At 49.5% G+C, this 16,474-nt stretch carries 13 protein-coding genes; 8 read left to right on the plus strand and 5 right to left on the minus strand.

Annotated features, from left to right (window positions below):
• The first annotated feature begins 58 nt into the window (after nt 1-58).
• Together recF and gyrB are read left to right on the plus strand one after the other, a co-directional pair.
• A complete protein-coding gene (gene recF / locus OGY15_RS11035) occupies nt 59-1,132 on the plus strand; it encodes a DNA replication/repair protein RecF (RefSeq protein ID WP_151224039.1) in 1,074 nt (357 codons plus the stop codon).
• 28 nt (nt 1,133-1,160) lie between these two features.
• Nucleotides 1,161-3,575 (plus strand): DNA topoisomerase (ATP-hydrolyzing) subunit B, encoded by a 2,415-nt coding sequence (gene gyrB / locus OGY15_RS11040; RefSeq protein WP_187253929.1) that lies wholly within the window; start codon nt 1,161-1,163, stop codon nt 3,573-3,575.
• A 77-nt stretch (nt 3,576-3,652) separates the two neighbouring features.
• On the opposite strand, the gene OGY15_RS11045 is transcribed toward gyrB, so the two are convergent.
• The 4 genes from OGY15_RS11045 to OGY15_RS11060 are packed head-to-tail and all read right to left on the minus strand — an operon-like array spanning nt 3,653 to nt 8,823.
• Complete coding sequence (locus OGY15_RS11045) at nt 3,653-5,596, minus strand: heparinase II/III domain-containing protein (protein ID WP_210904060.1); 1,944 nt, start codon at nt 5,594-5,596, stop codon at nt 3,653-3,655.
• A gap of 10 nt (nt 5,597-5,606) precedes the next feature.
• A complete protein-coding gene (locus OGY15_RS11050) occupies nt 5,607-6,830 on the minus strand; it encodes an alginate lyase family protein (protein WP_286539160.1) in 1,224 nt (407 codons plus the stop codon).
• 14 nt (nt 6,831-6,844) lie between these two features.
• Complete coding sequence (locus tag OGY15_RS11055) at nt 6,845-7,543, minus strand: oligogalacturonate-specific porin KdgM family protein (RefSeq protein WP_210904062.1); 699 nt, start codon at nt 7,541-7,543, stop codon at nt 6,845-6,847.
• A gap of 23 nt (nt 7,544-7,566) precedes the next feature.
• Nucleotides 7,567-8,823: an MFS transporter gene (locus OGY15_RS11060; RefSeq protein ID WP_187253925.1), complete on the minus strand. Its 1,257-nt coding sequence runs from the start codon at nt 8,821-8,823 to the stop codon at nt 7,567-7,569.
• Between the two features lie 579 nt (nt 8,824-9,402).
• On the opposite strand from OGY15_RS11060, the gene yidA reads away from it, so the two are divergent.
• The 6 genes from yidA (at nt 9,403) to OGY15_RS11090 (ending at nt 15,279) form a co-directional block, all read left to right on the plus strand.
• On the plus strand, nt 9,403-10,215 hold the full coding sequence (gene yidA, locus OGY15_RS11065) for a sugar-phosphatase (protein WP_003023871.1): 813 nt from the start codon (nt 9,403-9,405) through the stop codon (nt 10,213-10,215).
• A 246-nt stretch (nt 10,216-10,461) separates the two neighbouring features.
• Entirely contained in the window at nt 10,462-11,151 is a 690-nt protein-coding gene (gene dgoR / locus OGY15_RS11070) for a D-galactonate utilization transcriptional regulator DgoR (protein ID WP_151224037.1), read from the plus strand.
• On the plus strand, nt 11,148-12,026 hold the full coding sequence (locus OGY15_RS11075; protein WP_286539164.1) for a 2-dehydro-3-deoxygalactonokinase: 879 nt from the start codon (nt 11,148-11,150) through the stop codon (nt 12,024-12,026). Before dgoR ends, OGY15_RS11075 begins: the two co-directional genes overlap by 4 nt.
• On the plus strand, nt 12,010-12,627 hold the full coding sequence (locus tag OGY15_RS11080; protein ID WP_151217135.1) for a 2-dehydro-3-deoxy-6-phosphogalactonate aldolase: 618 nt from the start codon (nt 12,010-12,012) through the stop codon (nt 12,625-12,627). The genes OGY15_RS11075 and OGY15_RS11080 overlap by 17 nt, the downstream gene beginning before the upstream one ends.
• Complete coding sequence (gene dgoD / locus OGY15_RS11085; RefSeq protein WP_151217134.1) at nt 12,624-13,772, plus strand: galactonate dehydratase; 1,149 nt, start codon at nt 12,624-12,626, stop codon at nt 13,770-13,772. Before OGY15_RS11080 ends, dgoD begins: the two co-directional genes overlap by 4 nt.
• 169 nt (nt 13,773-13,941) lie before the next feature.
• Nucleotides 13,942-15,279: an MFS transporter gene (locus OGY15_RS11090; RefSeq protein WP_151217132.1), complete on the plus strand. Its 1,338-nt coding sequence runs from the start codon at nt 13,942-13,944 to the stop codon at nt 15,277-15,279.
• Here OGY15_RS11090 and cbrA read toward each other — a convergent pair.
• Nucleotides 15,276-16,382, minus strand: a complete 1,107-nt coding sequence (gene cbrA, locus OGY15_RS11095) for a colicin M resistance lipid reductase CbrA (RefSeq protein WP_286539169.1) — start codon at nt 16,380-16,382, stop codon at nt 15,276-15,278. The two genes, OGY15_RS11090 and cbrA, sit on opposite strands and share 4 nt — an antisense overlap.
• Between the last annotated feature and the right edge of the window lie 92 nt (nt 16,383-16,474).

Consider the following 16,474-nt stretch of genomic DNA (forward strand, 5'->3'; position numbering starts at 1 on the left):
CTGTGCGCTGGCCGTAACCAGACTAACTGCGACGATAACGCCCTGGTTATGAGTTGATATGTCGCTATCCCGACTCCTGATTAAAGATTTCCGCAATATTGAAAATGCGGATCTCGCTTTATCTCCCGGCTTTAACTTCCTGGTAGGCGCTAACGGCAGCGGCAAAACCAGCGTGCTGGAAGCTATCTATACGCTCGGCCACGGCCGGGCGTTTCGTAGTTTGCAAATTGGCCGCGTGATTCGCCACGAACAAGAATCGTTTGTTTTACACGGGCGTTTGCAGGGTGATGAGCGTGAGACGTCGATTGGTCTGACGAAAGACAAACTGGGCGACAGCAAAGTGCGCATTGACGGCACTGACGGGCACAAGGTCGCCGAGCTGGCGCACCTGATGCCGATGCAACTGATAACGCCTGAAGGGTTTACTTTACTCAATGGCGGCCCCAAATACAGAAGAGCATTCCTTGACTGGGGATGCTTTCACAATGAAGCCGGCTTTTTCACTGCCTGGAGCAATCTGAAGCGGCTGCTCAAGCAGCGCAATGCGGCACTGCGCCAGGTAAGTCGTTATGAACAACTGCGCCCGTGGGATAAAGAACTGATCCCGTTGGCGGAACAAATCAGCGCCTGGCGCGCGGAGTACAGCGCCGGTATCGCGCAAGATATGGCGGATACCTGCCAGCAGTTTCTTCCCGAGTTCTCTCTCTCCTTCTCATTCCAGCGCGGCTGGGAGAAAGAGACAGATTACGCCGAAGTGCTGGAACGCAGTTTTGAACGCGATCGCATGTTGACCTACACCGCGCACGGTCCGCATAAGGCGGATTTTCGCATTCGTGCCGACGGCGCGCCGGTGGAAGACACGTTGTCGCGTGGGCAGCTCAAGCTGCTGATGTGCGCCTTACGTCTGGCGCAAGGGGAGTTCCTGACCCGCGAAAGCGGACGGCGCTGCCTGTACCTGATAGATGATTTTGCCTCTGAACTGGATGATGCGCGTCGTGGGCTGCTGGCCAGCCGCTTAAAAGCTACGCAATCTCAAGTCTTTGTCAGCGCAATCAGCGCTGAACACGTTATAGACATGTCCGATGAAAATTCGAAGATGTTTACCGTGGAAAAGGGTAAAATAACGGATTAACCCAAGATAAAATGAGCGAGAAACGTTGATGTCGAATTCTTATGACTCCTCCAGTATCAAAGTCCTGAAAGGACTGGATGCGGTGCGTAAGCGCCCGGGTATGTATATCGGCGACACGGATGACGGCACCGGTCTGCACCACATGGTATTCGAGGTGGTAGATAACGCTATCGACGAAGCGCTCGCGGGTCACTGTAAAGATATCGTGGTAACGATTCACGCTGATAACTCCGTGTCCGTTACCGATGATGGCCGTGGTATCCCAACCGGTATTCACCCGGAAGAGGGCGTTTCGGCGGCGGAGGTTATCATGACCGTTCTGCACGCAGGCGGTAAATTTGATGATAACTCCTATAAAGTTTCCGGTGGTCTGCACGGCGTAGGTGTTTCCGTCGTTAACGCCCTGTCGCAGAAACTGGAGCTGGTGATTCGTCGTGAAGGCAAAGTGCATCAGCAAACTTACATGCACGGTGTGCCGCAGGCGCCGCTGGCGGTCACTGGCGAAACCGAAGTGACGGGGACTCAGGTACGTTTCTGGCCAAGCCACGAAACCTTTACCAACGTCGTTGAGTTCGAATACGACATTCTGGCTAAGCGTCTGCGCGAGCTGTCATTCCTGAACTCCGGCGTGTCTATTCGTCTGCGCGACAAGCGCGACGGCAAAGAAGACCATTTCCACTACGAAGGCGGCATCAAGGCGTTTGTTGAATACCTCAACAAAAACAAAACGCCGATCCATCCGAATATCTTCTACTTCTCCACTGAAAAAGACGGTATCGGCGTTGAAGTTGCGCTGCAGTGGAACGATGGTTTCCAGGAAAACATCTACTGCTTCACCAACAACATTCCGCAGCGTGACGGCGGTACTCACCTTGCAGGTTTCCGTGCGGCGATGACCCGTACCCTGAACGCCTACATGGACAAAGAAGGCTACAGCAAAAAAGCCAAAGTCAGTGCCACCGGTGACGATGCCCGTGAAGGCCTGATTGCCGTTGTTTCCGTGAAGGTGCCGGATCCGAAATTCTCCTCTCAGACCAAAGACAAGCTGGTCTCTTCTGAGGTGAAATCGGCGGTAGAACAGCAGATGAACGAACTGCTGAGCGAATACCTGCTGGAAAACCCGTCTGACGCGAAAATCGTCGTCGGCAAAATCATTGATGCTGCGCGTGCTCGTGAAGCTGCTCGTCGCGCGCGTGAAATGACCCGCCGTAAAGGTGCGCTGGACTTAGCGGGTCTGCCGGGCAAGCTGGCGGACTGTCAGGAACGCGACCCGGCTCACTCTGAACTGTACCTGGTGGAAGGGGACTCAGCGGGCGGCTCTGCGAAGCAGGGGCGTAACCGTAAGAACCAGGCGATTCTGCCGCTTAAGGGTAAAATTCTTAACGTTGAGAAGGCGCGCTTCGACAAGATGCTCTCTTCTCAGGAAGTGGCGACGCTGATCACCGCGCTGGGTTGCGGCATCGGTCGCGACGAGTACAACCCGGACAAACTGCGTTATCACAGCATCATCATCATGACCGATGCGGACGTCGATGGTTCGCACATCCGTACGCTGCTGTTGACCTTCTTCTATCGTCAGATGCCGGAAATCGTTGAGCGCGGCCACGTTTACATTGCACAGCCACCGCTGTACAAAGTGAAGAAAGGCAAGCAGGAACAGTACATCAAAGACGATGAAGCGATGGATCAGTACCAGATCTCTATCGCCCTTGATGGTGCCACGCTGCACACCAATGCCCACGCTCCGGCGCTGGCGGGTGATGCACTGGAAAAACTGGTTTCTGAATACAACGCGACCCAGAAAATGATTGGCCGTATGGAACGTCGTTTCCCGAAAGCGCTGTTGAAAGAACTGGTTTATCAACCGACGCTGGCTGAAGCCGATCTCGCTGATGAAGCGAAAGTCACTACCTGGGTGTCCCAGCTGGTTAACGTGCTGAATGAAAACGAAGTTCACGGCAGCACCTGGAACAGCTTTGTGCGTAAAGACGCTGAACTGAACCTGTTCGAGCCGGTGATCCGCGTGCGTACCCACGGCGTTGATACCGATTATCCGCTGGAGCATGAATTTGTGACCGGTGGCGAATATCGTCGTATTTGTACGCTCGGCGAGAAGCTGCGCGGTCTTATCGAAGACGATGCGTTTATCGAACGTGGCGAGCGCCGTCAGCCGGTTGCCAGCTTCGAGCAGGCGTTGGAATGGTTGCAGAAAGAATCACGTCGCGGCCTCGCTATCCAGCGTTATAAAGGTCTGGGCGAGATGAATCCGGAACAGCTGTGGGAAACTACCATGGATCCGGAAAGCCGTCGCATGCTGCGCGTTACCGTGAAAGATGCGATTGCCGCTGACCAGCTATTCACCACGCTGATGGGCGATGCCGTTGAACCGCGTCGCGCGTTTATCGAAGAGAATGCCCTGAAAGCGGCGAATATCGATATCTAAGTCGTTTTGAACATTACGATCCTGACGAAAACGCCTGAATTTGTTCAGGCGTTTTTTTATGGTCTGTCTGAAGGTGATTAGATAATCTGCCGGCCAAAAGGAATGCAGTGAGCGACTATATTATTCACCGTAACGATAAGGTTCTCATTTTCAATATTTATTTGGATATCATCATCTCCTGAAAAGTCGGTGACAGTGATATGAATGACCCGCTTTTCTGTTGAACGCATCGTGAGATACGTCAGCTCTGATATTGAGGGATTGTTTGGCCCTTTGCCGTGGAAGAGCACGCTATTACCTGCCGATAAGCAATAAACCGTGAACTTATCCGGCGACTGCCAGCGCAATTTTACGGGGGTATCCAGATTAACGGCATCAACAGCCATAATGTGCGGGAAGAGCGTGACGGTGTGCCTGGTGCAGAGCGGTTCAGCATTAATCAGGTAACTGGTATTAATCTCCTGATTGTGCGGGTTATCAACTGTAATAATATCAATTAATAAGTCGCTACTTGTGGTGATGTTTCGACGAAAAACCACGTCTTTGTAGGCCTCTGCATCCCATTCGACGCGGGTTTTACTGTCAGGGAGCATTGGCATACTTTGCCACTCGACTTCGGTAACCAGTTGTACCGTGCCATTTTCTTCACGGTATAGCACCACGCTGGGATTTGCCGGTGCCTGGTTTTTCCCATTAATACAGAGTGTGTTATGTGAAAAAGAGTTCTTAAAGTAACCGTAATGCAGCGGTGCGCCGTAGCCTGTGGTACCAAGGTCCGGAAAAATTGCCCGGCCATTATTAAACACGGTTAACCCCAGTCGATCATAGTGATCGTGCTCGCCGCCATAAGGTGTGTGTTTGACACAAATAGCACGCCCAAGTTTATTCCGGATAATCGTCAGACCGCTTTCTGCTGTATGCAGCGTCTCCTGTGGTGGTAAAAGAGCCTGTGAAGGGAGCGTTTTCCCGTAAAATACTGCATCAATACTGTTTCGAGGGTGCTGGCTGTAAATCTGTTTTAATAGCTGTCCATATTCTGGTGTGTCGTAATACCACCAGGCAAACTCATAAATATCGCTATGCGTCAGTTTTTCCTGGCCGTTCACACAGTCGTTAATTTTCGGCAGCGTCATATCTGGCATTAACTGCGTCAGTGGTACGCTCAACATTTTTGGATACCAGGCGGTTTCCAGCAAACTGTAGTCCGAACCACGGGCGACTTTTTCATAGGCGAAAAATCCCTGCAGCGCGTAAAAATGGTAATGCAGAGAACCTTCAAACCACAAACCGTCAGGCATTAAGGCATGTTCTAACTGGTATCGAAGCCCGTACTGGCTGTTAACCGCAAATTCGAGATACGTTTTATCATCTAGCACAGCCCCAATAATGCCGATTGCAGCGCTGATTTTGACTTCATGGTTGTGGATCTGATTACAGCGATGTTGCATAAGGAAATCTGCTCCCGCACGTAAGAGACGTTCAGCGATATACAGGTCTTCCTCTGCGGTGAGTTTATTGCGGATAATGTCGAAGCCTCTGGCAAAATCGGAATGGCAGTTGGCCTCGCATAATGTCTGTGCATTTGCTTTTCCGGGGCCATTGTAGGGAATTCCGCCGTGCTCCTGATAATCCGGATAATATCTGGCGTAAAGCATCAGAATATCCCGCACTTTGCTGAGATAACGGGCCTCATCGGTCAGCAACCACAGTACCGCCAGTTCATAACACGCTTTTGCATTTAAGCCATTAAGCCAGCGCCACCATGCGCCATCATAAGGCTCACCGGAAAATGTTGTACCATCCACGGGGCAGCGATGCACTTCTGGCGAATGGCGATCCCACATTAAACGTACGCTGTGCTCCGGGCAAAAAAAGTAGTGGTTCCAGGTCGCGCATCCCGTTTCAGGAACCAGAACCGGATTATTGATAACATCGCTGTTGCTTGCTCTCAGCGCGTTTATCATCTCTGGCCTGGCGAGTTCACGGGCCTGCAGTACTTGCTTTTGTGTAAACTGCTTCATATCGTCCTCGTTATTTCACCAGCACCGATCCTGGGATCAGGATATTGATATCCTTAGGGTTTTCCTTTGTCATAATGGCTGCATTTTTAATGAAGCTCACATCCTGATACGCTCTTGCAGCCGCGAGTAATGGTCCTGTTGCTTCAGAAGGCGTATAGCGGATATCTTCATGCCCCCAGGCTGTCTGCGGCTTGCCGGTTTGTTCGCTTATTAGCAAAAAGGCTTTTTTCATCGTGCGGTTATCCAATTCGAAACCCCAGACATCATTTTGCGCTTTCTCGCCATAGCGTCCCATGTGTGCATAAGCGGATAGTGCAAAATTAGTGTAATGGAACGAGCGTGTGCGCTCGGTTTCAGATGTGATTTCCCCGGCAGCGTTTACCTGAGAAATCAGGTGGCGCAATTTGAAAATTTCCACCTGCCGTGATGCTTGCTGCTGTTGATCGGTAAACAGAGAAAATGCTGTAACCTGCGCGTCATACCATGCGCCGTGATTGTTATACCAGTTCGACTCTTCAAAGCCGTTGTGACTCGTTAACAACCATTGTGTATAGTCTGCATACCATTTTTTATACCCTTTCAGCGCCTGCGAGGGGATATGACCCGAGTTTTCCAGCAAAACAATGCTGTCAGCCACATCGATCAAAACGCGGGTATCGATAATCCCAATTCCACGTCCGTCGACTTTTCCGGGGATCGCCTGTGCATAGTTTAAGTTAGGGTTCATTCGGGTTTTACTGTCGAGAAACCAGGCCTGTAACAATTGCTGCGCTTTTTTCGCATATTTATCCTCGCCACTGTAAAACCACGCCAGCGCCAGCGCCCGAACATCATCGGAGAATTGCACCATGCGCTTACTGTCGGTACCGTTCGTTTTAGAATCCGGGTTTATTTGTCCATCTTTACGGATATAGGGCATGCCATTTTTACTATCAGGATTTGGCCACCAGTAGGGACCAAAGCTGTAGTAGTCATGTTTATTTCCAGAAACCGGCGTTAAGGTTTTGTCCATGACCGAATACACGGAATGAGTGAGCGCCATGTCAGCCTGTTGCAACAGTGCTTGCCAGGCTGGTGTGTATTGGACATCGTGTTGACTAATGCTTTGCTTGATGCTCAACATTTGTTCACAATCATAAGTCAGGCAAGGGTCATGTTGAGCGGCCAGGATAGTATTTTGTGAACAGAAAACCCCGCTGACAATTAATGCCAGAAAATGTATTTTACATTTCATCTTTTTTAGCCTGTTTATTCGAAGTTGATGGTTAATCCGATGCGGAAGCGGTTTTCTGTTAATCCTGACTCACTATTATATTTTCCTTGTTGCTCCATATAATCCCACTCAACATAAGGTTGAAATGTTTTGTTGAGTTTATATTTAATGACCAGATCATTTTCATAGGCACTTTTCTTGCCATTGTTATAATGGAAATCATTCACATAGCGATAGAACACGGGGTTATCCTGAATACTAAAGTATTCATTCTGCCAGCCGAGATATAAATCCAGTCGTTCAACGCTTCCTTTATCCTGAGTACCCGAAAGATCTTTTGAGTCATACTGATTCCAGTCATAACGAAAACGAACTCCAGAGTAGACCGTATCAGTCATATTCCAGATTATTTTGACGTAAGGGCGAACTTGTGCGCCATCGGTGCTCCAGTGATAAACTATCCCCGGCTGTATTGCCACCATTGGGCTTAGTTTATATTTATAGTTCCCTTCAATTTCATTGTAACTGATCGTGGATTGATCGAGGTTATCGTTACCTTGCTTATTATCGGTTTCCATACTCAGCCAGTAACCGGATTTAAAACTTTGGCTCATTTTAAAGCGAGACTCGTAACTATGGCTGGCCTCTTTATAGCCGCCACGCATATCAAATGTCATGGCGTGGCCGACGATAGGGCAGCAGCAAGCCGCCAGCAATAAAGCTGTTTTTTTCATAAAAAGTTTTCCTTGCCGATAATTTATGCCGTGATGGCTTGTGTGGTTTTTTTAGGTGTTTTTATTAGGGTCCACAGGAAAAGTGCGCCGATTAAATCGAAAACGCCCAATCCTACGAAAAAGGCGTTATAACCGATAACAGTAACCATGGCGCCGAGGAACAAACCAAATAAGAAATTACCCATACTACCGGTAAATGCGGCAAAGCCTGTTGCAGTCCCTACTTCCTGTTTAGGAAACAGATCGGAAGACATACTGATGACCGTGATAGACAGGCACTGGTGGGCGAAGCCCGCAACACAGAATAGGGCAATCGCAATATAAACATCGGTAACAAAGCCAACGGCTGCCATCGATAACATCAAAATAGAGGCGAACGTGAAGGTGATCCGTTTTGCATTCAGTACACAGAAACCTCGATTAACCAGTATGCGAGACAGATAACCCGCAAAGATACAGCCGAAATCAGCCGTCAGAAAGGGGAGCCAGGCGAACATTGCGATATGTGCCATATCCATATGGCGAACGGTGACAAGATACAGCGGCATCCAGTAATGCAGCGTTCCCCATGCAGGATCGGCCATAAAGCGGGGTAATGAGATAGCCCATAAATTGCGGTTAGTGATAATAGAACGAAGCGTCGCTTTTTCTTTTACCACTTCGATTTGGTCGGCAAGGACTGCATCATGTTCCGCTTTGATCAGTGCAGGATGTTGTTCTGGTGAGCGATAGAAAATGTACCAGATTACCGCCCATACAATTCCTATTGCACCAGTAACGACAAATGACATTTCCCAGTTGTAATTAACGATCGCCCACACGACTAACGGCGGCGCCAGCATCGCACCGACGGAGGTTCCCAGACTATAAACGCCACAGGCTAATCCTCTTTCCTTTGCTGGAAACCACTCGGCGGTAACTTTCATACCCGCCGGGTTAAAGGCGGCCTCCGTTAACCCTAAACCACCGCGCAGCCATGCCATTGGCAACCAGGTGCTACATAGGCCTGTGAGCATATTAAAGATTGACCACAGGGCCGCCAGTAGAGCAAAACTTAATCGCAAACCGAATTTATCGATAATAAAGCCGCATGCGATGCCGCCAATCGCATAAGTGAAGGGGAAGACAGAGACAATCCAGGAATACTGCTCGCTCGACAGCCCTAATGTTTTCATCATCTCAGGAGCAGCTACCCCGAGGGTGCTTCTTGCGAGATAGTTGGTAATGGTGCCCAGCATCACAAGGACGATGATATACCATCGCAAATTCTTAATTTTCATTGTTGGTCTCATGTATACAGTTAATGATTTTAAGAAACAGTGAATCTATAAAAATGAAACGCTGTTTTGTATGCATAAGACTCAAAAATGATATTAATTTCCGTGAGGAAATTCACACTTACATGAAGCAAAGAAATACACAAAATATTTTGTGTATAAAAAAATGAATGTGATATGTTGTTTTTTCCTTGTTTTTCATCGTGTTATTCATGACTCCTGAAAGGAAAAATAATTATTATGTGAAAGCAATGGAATATGCATAATTATTGTGAATAAAAAACATTAAATAATAGATTTTTAATATTGAAGTTTGTGATGGTTTATCTACTGATACCGTTTTATTTAAAATAAAATGTTAACGTGTCTATTGTCTGGAAGTTGGCGGAGTTTGTGATTTAATATCTATTGTCGATTTAATTTTAATAATCATACACAATGTTAATGATTAACTTTGTCGGTTAACGCGTGTGCGTAAACGGTAATGAGGATTGCTTTGTCGTTATTCAGCCCCTTTTCGTAGCTGTTTTTTGAGCGGAATCGCGTTAGCATGAGGATGGACTCATTTAATCCGGGGAACTCATGGCTATCAAACTTATTGCTATCGACATGGATGGCACACTTCTGCTGCCCGATCACACCATTTCACCTGCGGTCAAAACGGCGATTGCCGCAGCGCGAGCGCGTGGCGTAAATGTGGTGCTGACCACGGGGCGCCCCTATGCCGGCGTCCACAGCTATCTGAAAGAACTACATATGGAACAGCCCGGTGACTACTGCATTACCTACAATGGAGCGCTGGTGCAGAAAGCCGGGGATGGCAGTACCGTAGCGCAAACTGCGCTAAGCTATGACGATTATCGCTATCTGGAGCAACTTTCCCGGGAAGTCGGCTCGCATTTCCACGCTCTCGATCGCAACACGCTGTATACCGCTAATCGCGATATCAGCTACTACACGGTGCATGAATCGTTTGTCGCGACCATCCCGCTGGTGTTCTGTGAAGCCGAGAAAATGGATCCCGCAACCCAGTTCCTGAAAGTGATGATGATTGACGAACCGGAGATCCTCGATAAAGCCATCTCGCGCATCCCAGCAGAAGTTAAAGAGAAGTACACCGTACTGAAAAGTGCGCCGTATTTCCTCGAAATTCTCGATAAACGCGTCAATAAAGGTACTGGCGTAAAATCGCTGGCCGACGCGTTAGGAATTAAAGCCGAAGAGGTGATGGCTATTGGCGATCAGGAAAACGACATCGCGATGATTGAATACGCAGGTGTGGGCGTTGCCATGGACAACGCTATTCCATCAGTCAAAGAAATCGCCAACTTCGTGACCAAATCTAACCTCGAAGATGGCGTCGCGTATGCCATTGAGAAGTTTGCGCTGAATTAAGTCCGCTTCGTCAGGTTACAACCCGCGCTAAGCGCGGGTTTTTTTATGTCTCTTTTTACCGTCCAAATAACATCCCTTTTACCATTTGTAGTTTTTGTGATCTAAATTGTAGTACAACATTTATTGTTTGTACTACATTGGTCGTGTGACAACGATGATAGATATCATGGTCGTACTACAAAATTGAGGTGAATTTCAGCGGTGACGGTAAAGTAGAGCAGAACATTCAGAGCACAAGGACTATCCATGACTCTCAACAAGACCGATCGCATTGTTATCACGCTGGGCAAACAGATTATCAGTGGCAAATACGTACCGGGGTCGGCACTACCGGCGGAAGCGGATTTATGCGAGGAATTTGAAACCTCGCGCAACATCATTCGTGAAGTGTTCCGTTCGCTTATGGCGAAGAGGCTCATTGAAATGAAACGCTACCGCGGGGCATTTGTTGCACCACGAAACCAGTGGAATTACCTCGATACAGATGTACTGCAATGGGTGCTGGAAAACGACTATGACCCGCGTCTGATTAGCGCGATGAGTGAAGTTCGTAATCTGGTGGAACCGGCGATTGCTCGCTGGGCAGCGGAGCGGGCGAACTCGAGCGATCTGGCTGAAATCGAGTCGGCGCTTAATGACATGATTGCCAACAACCAGGACAGGGATGCTTTTAATGAAGCTGATATTCGCTATCACGAGGCGGTTTTACAGTCGGTACATAACCCTGTTTTACAACAACTTAGCATAGCGATTAGTTCGCTACAACGCGCGGTTTTTGAACGAACCTGGATGGGGGATGAGGCCAACATGCCGAAGACACTCCAGGAACATAAGGCGCTATTCGATGCGATACGGCACCAGGATAGCAATGCGGCAGAGCAGGCGGCTTTAACTATGATCGCCAGCTCAACACGAAGGCTCAAGGACATCACATGACAGCTCGCTACATCGCAATTGACTGGGGATCAACCAATTTGCGCGCCTGGCTTTACCAGGGCGACAAATGCCTGAAGAGCAGGCAATCAGAAGCAGGCGTTACGCGTCTGAACGGTAAATCTCCCGCAGCGGTGTTAGCTGAGGTTACACAAAACTGGCGCAACAGCGCCACCCCTGTGGTGATGGCGGGAATGGTAGGCAGTAACGTGGGCTGGAAAGAGGCTCCTTATCTGGCCGTTCCCGCCCAATTCTCTGCCATTGGCGAGCAGTTAACCTCTGTTGGCGACAATATCTGGATTATTCCCGGACTTTGCGTTTCTCGTGAGGATAACCACAATGTGATACGCGGCGAAGAGACCCAGCTATTGGGCGCCCGTACACTTTCACCCTCTCCTGTCTATGTCATGCCGGGTACTCATTGCAAATGGGTTCTGGCGGATGCACAGCAAATTCATGATTTCCGTACCGTGATGACCGGTGAGTTACATCATTTGCTGCTGCGCCATTCACTGTTGGGGGCGGGATTGCCGGAGCAGGAAGCCTCGGCCGGTGCATTCTCTGCGGGACTGATGCGCGGTCTCGCCACGCCAGCCGTTTTGCCGCAACTCTTTGAAGTTCGTGCCTCGCATGTACTGGGAACACTCCCGCGAGAGCAGGTTAGCGAATTTCTCTCCGGCCTGCTGATTGGCGCAGAAGTCGCCAGTATGAGCGAACAATTCGCTGCCGGGCAGGCTATTACTCTCGTCGCAGGTTCAGCCCTGACCTCACGTTATCAGCAGGCATTTCACGCCATTGGACGTGAGGTATCTGCAGTATCCGGCGACGCGGCATTTCAGGCAGGCATAAGGAGTATCGCTCATGCAGTGGCAAACTAATCTTCCGCTAATTGCAATATTACGTGGTGTAACGCCCGATGAAGCGCTGGCGCACGTCGGTGCGGTCATTGACGCGGGTTTCGATGCGGTAGAGATCCCGCTTAATTCCCCACAGTGGGAAAAGAGCATTCCGGCAATTGTGGATGCGTATGGCGACAAGGCTCTAATTGGCGCTGGAACCGTGCTCAAACCGGAGCAAGTTGACCAGCTTGCACAAATGGGCTGTAAGCTTATCGTCACGCCCAATATTCAACCCGAGGTGATCCGTCGAGCGGTGGGCTATGGCATGACAGTTTGTCCTGGTTGTGCGACCGCTAGTGAAGCCTTTACTGCGCTGGATGCTGGCGCGCAGGCGCTAAAAATATTCCCTTCATCCGCTTTTGGCCCTGACTATATCAAAGCGCTGAAAGCGGTACTTCCGCCAGATGTTCCTGTGTTTGCCGTTGGCGGTGTGACGCCGGAAAACCTGAATCAATGGATCAATGCAGGTTGTGTAGGTGCAGGACTGGGCAGCGATCTCTATCGCGCCGGGCAGTCTGTTGAACGTACCGTGCAGCAGGCTGTGGCATTTGTAAAAGCGTATCGAGAGGCAATGAAATGAAAATTACTAAAATCACCACGTACCGTTTACCCCCGCGCTGGATGTTTTTAAAGATTGAAACAGATGAGGGGATTGTTGGCTGGGGTGAACCGGTCATTGAAGGGCGGGCACGCACTGTGGAAGCGGCGGTTCACGAGCTTGGTGATTATCTGATTGGCCAGGATCCCGCGCGTATTAACGATCTCTGGCAGGTGATGTACCGGGCTGGTTTTTATCGCGGTGGTCCTATCATGATGAGTGCAATCGCTGGTATTGACCAGGCGCTGTGGGATATCAAAGGTAAAGTGCTGAACGCACCTGTATGGCAACTGATGGGGGGGCTGGTTCGCGATAAAATCAAAGCCTATAGCTGGGTTGGTGGAGATCGTCCAGCAGAAGTGATTGACGGTATTAAGAAGTTGCGCAGCATTGGTTTTGATACCTTCAAACTGAACGGCTGTGAAGAGATGGGCGTCATTGACAATTCGCGAGCCGTGGACGCTGCGGTAAATACAGTGGCGCAAATTCGCGAAGCCTTTGGCAATGAAATTGAGTTTGGCCTTGATTTCCATGGTCGTGTTAGCGCCCCGATGGCAAAAGTATTAATTAAAGAGTTGGAACAATACCGACCTCTGTTTATTGAAGAGCCGGTACTGGCTGAACAGGCTGAATATTATCCGAAGCTGGCGGCACAAACACATATTCCTATTGCTGCCGGTGAACGCATGTTCTCACGTTTCGAATTTAAACGCGTGCTGGAAGCTGGTGGCCTGGCAATTCTACAACCCGACCTGTCACATGCTGGTGGTATTACCGAGTGCTATAAAATTGCCGGAATGGCGGAAGCTTACGATGTGGCGCTGGCTCCGCACTGCCCGCTGGGGCCAATTGCGTTAGCTGCCTGTCTGCACATTGACTTCGTCTCGCGAAACGCGGTATTCCAGGAGCAAAGCATGGGTATTCACTACAATAAGGGCGCTGAGTTACTCGACTTTGTGAAAAACAAAGAAGATTTCAATATGGAAGGTGGATTCTTTAAACCGCTAATGAAAGCGGGTCTGGGCGTAGAAATTGATGAAGCTCGGGTGATTGAGCTCAGCAAAAATGCACCGGACTGGCGTAATCCGTTGTGGCGGCATGAGGATGGCAGCGTCGCCGAATGGTAAATGCGCGTTATACTTCGCACTGGTGGTTCGTTGGCTGTATTTTCTTACCCTGGTCGTATGCTCCCGGGGATGTGAAAACTTGCTGCCTTCACCCAGCACGAATTATTTAGCGCATTGCAGTTGAGTTATTAATAAAAAATTTAAATAAACCCTCTGTAAATTACAGGGCATGGTGAGCGGTATCGCTATGCCCAAAATCTGGAGACAGATTGCGATGGATATTTCAGTTACTACTGCAAAACCCGGGCGTCGTCGGTATCTGACGCTAATTATGATCTTTATTACTGTGGTTATTTGTTATGTTGACCGTGCTAATCTCGCCGTGGCATCGGCACATATTCAGGAAGAATTCGGTATTACTAAAGCGGAAATGGGATATGTCTTTTCTGCTTTTGCCTGGCTTTACACATTATGCCAGATCCCGGGCGGTTGGTTTCTCGATCGTGTAGGTTCTCGCCTGACCTACTTTATTGCCATCTTTGGTTGGTCGGTGGCAACCCTGTTTCAGGGATTTGCAACCGGACTAATGTCGTTAATTGGCCTACGTGCGATAACCGGCATTTTTGAAGCCCCCGCATTTCCCACCAATAACCGTATGGTGACCAGTTGGTTTCCTGAACATGAACGTGCATCTGCTGTAGGTTTTTATACATCAGGACAGTTTGTGGGACTGGCATTTCTTACACCGCTGCTGATTTGGATCCAAGAAATGCTGAGTTGGCACTGGGTATTCATTGTTACCGGTGGGCTCGGTATTATTTGGTCACTTATTTGGTTTAAGGTTTACCAGCCGCCGCGTCTGACGAAAAGTATCACCCAGGCTGAACTAGATTATATTCGTGACGGTGGTGGCCTGGTGGATGGTGATGCGCCCGTGAAGAAAGAGGCGCGTCAGCCACTGACCAAAGCCGACTGGAAGCTGGTGTTCCACCGTAAGCTGGTGGGCGTCTATCTGGGCCAGTTTGCGGTGACCTCCACGCTCTGGTTCTTCCTCACATGGTTCCCCAACTATTTAACCCAGGAAAAAGGCATCACTGCGCTGAAAGCTGGATTTATGACTACCGTCCCGTTCCTGGCGGCTTTCTTTGGCGTACTGCTTTCTGGTTGGCTGGCAGACAAGTTGGTGAAAAAAGGCTTCTCGCTGGGAATGGCGCGTAAAACGCCGATTATCTGCGGATTACTGATCTCCACTTGCATTATGGGGGCGAACTACACCAACGATCCGGTATGGATTATGACACTGATGGCCATCGCGTTCTTCGGCAATGGTTTTGCCTCTATCACTTGGTCGCTGGTCTCTTCACTGGCACCCATGCGCCTGATTGGTCTCACTGGCGGTGTGTTTAACTTCGTTGGAGGATTGGGCGGAATCACCGTACCATTGGTAGTCGGTTACCTTGCGCAGGATTATGGGTTTGCGCCTGCGCTGGTCTACATCTCTGCCGTTGCGCTGCTTGGCGCGTTGTCTTACATCCTGCTGGTGGGGGATGTGAAGCGCGTCGGTTAATGTTCTTTAACCAGCCCGTCAGACGTTATGGCGGGCTGCTCTTCCAGACCTAAGGGAATATGTGCCACGCCGCTGCGCATTATCCATTTACGGGAAAACGCTGACGTAAGTGCCCGGCTTTTAAGGATTTTGCCATACAGTTTGAGACGTATTTTACGGGTAGCTTTGCGGTAAGCGAGATTCATATCTGGCGCATCCCGCAGTAGTACAGATTTGAGAATCTCCGCGCTGTCCAGCGCATAGCTAATCCCCTCCAGCGAGCTGGCGCTGATAAAACCGGCCGCTTCGCCAATCAAAAATGCGTTTTCCTCACCACAGACGAAGTCTTTCCAGCGTGAGGGGAATAGCACCGTACATTTTTCGCTTTTCACCGGATTGCCGAATTGAAACTGGAACGCTTCCATCTTCGTTTTCAGCGCGTCAAAGCGTGCCTGGCCGTCCTTCATCGGGTAGGCGCCGCCAAAGATAAAATAGCCGTCTTTGCTGATACTCCAGGAATAACAGTCGGTTGCGTCGTTATCAAAAATACAGGAATAGAACGGCACAGGATGTTTTTCTGCAAACCATTGTTGAATAGCGACATATTTACGAATTTGATGCTGGGGGTAGAGATGACGGCGCACCAGTGAATTCGCGCCGTCGGCCCCGACCAGATAACGTGCGGTGATCTGTTGCTCCCAACCGTCGGCGCGGAAGATAACATGCCATTTATCGCCCTCGCGCCAGATTTTCCGACACAAGCTGTCGTGATACACCTGTACATCGTCGGGAATGAGAGATTTAAGCCATAAATCAAAGGCATGGCGGTTGATGTTTATGTAACTTCGCTGGTAGTTACGCGTCAAAGAGGCTGCAACATCAACCGTTTTAACGCTAAATATCTGTGGATTGGCGATGACATCAACGGGTAAGGTTATCCCATCGCGGATAAACGAACGCTGGGCATCCGGGGCCAGCAGGCCGCCACAGGGTTTAGTGAAACCTTCATTGCCGCACTGACGTTTTTTATCCAACGCGATCACGCGCATTTTTCCGCTCAACTGCCGCGCCAGCGCTGCGCCTGCCGGGCCTAATCCGATAATCGCTACGTCAAAATGTTCCATCTTTCTGTCCGCAAAAATGAAGATGACGATACGCTAAAGCCTGAAAGTGAAGTGCTTGTGAAGTATGATTGCTGAAATCGTCTTGTATCAGG

The sequence above is a fragment of the Citrobacter sp. Cu231 genome (assembly GCF_030332265.1).
Taxonomy (GTDB): Bacteria; Pseudomonadota; Gammaproteobacteria; order Enterobacterales; family Enterobacteriaceae; genus Citrobacter; species Citrobacter meridianamericanus.

Bases quoted from the DNA above. Each gene is read 5' to 3' on its own strand.
- dgoD (WP_151217134.1), top strand. From the start codon at position 12,624: ATGAAAATTACTAAAATCACCACGTACCGTTTACCCCCGCGCTGGATG.
- dgoR (WP_151224037.1), top strand. From the start codon at position 10,462: ATGACTCTCAACAAGACCGATCGCATTGTTATCACGCTGGGCAAACAG.
- OGY15_RS11045 (WP_210904060.1), bottom strand. From the start codon at position 5,596: ATGAAGCAGTTTACACAAAAGCAAGTACTGCAGGCCCGTGAACTCGCC.
- yidA (WP_003023871.1), top strand. From the start codon at position 9,403: ATGGCTATCAAACTTATTGCTATCGACATGGATGGCACACTTCTGCTG.
- OGY15_RS11075 (WP_286539164.1), top strand. From the start codon at position 11,148: ATGACAGCTCGCTACATCGCAATTGACTGGGGATCAACCAATTTGCGC.
- OGY15_RS11050 (WP_286539160.1), bottom strand. From the start codon at position 6,830: ATGAAATGTAAAATACATTTTCTGGCATTAATTGTCAGCGGGGTTTTC.
- cbrA (WP_286539169.1), bottom strand. From the start codon at position 16,382: ATGGAACATTTTGACGTAGCGATTATCGGATTAGGCCCGGCAGGCGCA.
- OGY15_RS11090 (WP_151217132.1), top strand. From the start codon at position 13,942: ATGGTGAGCGGTATCGCTATGCCCAAAATCTGGAGACAGATTGCGATG.
- OGY15_RS11060 (WP_187253925.1), bottom strand. From the start codon at position 8,823: ATGAAAATTAAGAATTTGCGATGGTATATCATCGTCCTTGTGATGCTG.
- recF (WP_151224039.1), top strand. From the start codon at position 59: ATGTCGCTATCCCGACTCCTGATTAAAGATTTCCGCAATATTGAAAAT.
- gyrB (WP_187253929.1), top strand. From the start codon at position 1,161: ATGTCGAATTCTTATGACTCCTCCAGTATCAAAGTCCTGAAAGGACTG.
- OGY15_RS11055 (WP_210904062.1), bottom strand. From the start codon at position 7,543: ATGAAAAAAACAGCTTTATTGCTGGCGGCTTGCTGCTGCCCTATCGTC.
- OGY15_RS11080 (WP_151217135.1), top strand. From the start codon at position 12,010: ATGCAGTGGCAAACTAATCTTCCGCTAATTGCAATATTACGTGGTGTA.